This window comes from Streptomyces sp. NPDC101776, assembly GCF_044766845.1.
Taxonomy (GTDB): Bacteria; Actinomycetota; Actinomycetes; order Streptomycetales; family Streptomycetaceae; genus Streptomyces.
Window position 1 is genome coordinate 1 of record NZ_JBIWMV010000009.1, and the last position, 898, is coordinate 898.

The following is an 898-nucleotide window of genomic DNA, read 5'->3' on the forward strand; positions in this document are numbered from 1 at the left end:
GTTGATAGGCCGGATCTGGAAGCCCAGTAATGGGTGGAGGTGACCGGTACTAATAGGCCGAGGGCTTGTCCTCAGTTGCTCGCGTCCACTGTGTTAGTTCTGAGACAACGAACAGTTGTCGGCTAGAGCTCGAACCACACAACAGAAAAGTGTGCTTGTTCGCTCGAAACCATTAGGGTTTCGGTGGTCATAGCGTGAGGGAAACGCCCGGTTACATTTCGAACCCGGAAGCTAAGCCTTACAGCGCCGATGGTACTGCAGGGGGGACCCTGTGGGAGAGTAGGACGCCGCCGAACAATCTTTGGAGGACCCCTGGTCCCAGCGTTCACGCTGGGACCAGGGGTCCTTTTGTTTTTCCAGAAACTTCCAGAAACACAGCCCAGAGCGCGCCGAGTAGCTGGCTGCGCGAGAATGACTTGCGGTACCGAAGACAGGAGTCACCGATGTCCACCAACTCTCCCGAGGACCGACCGGAGCGCGAGGAGCGGCGACGGGACAGTGGTGACCGCGGCGACCGTGGCGGGTACCGCGGCAGCCCGAGCCGTAGCAACAACGATCGCGATCGTGGGAACGACCGCGGCGGTAGCGGCGATCGCGGTGGCTACGGCCGGCGTGACGACAACCGTGGCGGTGCCCCCCGCCGCGACGACCGTGGCGGTAGCGGTGCCAGTAGTGGTGGCGGTGGCGATCGGGGTGGGTTCCGTGGGCGGGACGACCGTTCCTCGGCGCCGCGTCGTGACGACCGTCCGGCCGGCCCCCGTCGCGATGACCGTGACGGCGATCGCGGAAGCCGTCCCGGTGGTTTCCGTCGTGACGACAACCGTGGCGAGCGGCCCGCGTTCCGCCGTGACGACCGGAGGGACAACCGGGGTGAGCGTCGCGACGACAACCGCGGTGC

At 64.9% G+C, this 898-nt stretch carries 2 rRNA genes and 1 pseudogene; 2 read left to right on the forward strand and 1 reads right to left on the reverse strand.

The features are described from left to right. Together ACIRRY_RS26400 and rrf are read left to right on the forward strand one after the other, a co-directional pair. A 23S ribosomal RNA gene (locus ACIRRY_RS26400) occupies window positions 1-73 on the forward strand; the annotation flags it as partial. A gap of 106 nt (window positions 74-179) precedes the next feature. After that, window positions 180-296: ribosomal RNA gene (rrf, locus tag ACIRRY_RS26405) — 5S ribosomal RNA — on the forward strand. Window positions 297-437: 141 nt separating this feature from the next. Here rrf and ACIRRY_RS26410 read toward each other — a convergent pair. Further along, window positions 438-898 (reverse strand): annotated as a pseudogene (locus ACIRRY_RS26410) (hypothetical protein); the annotation flags it as partial.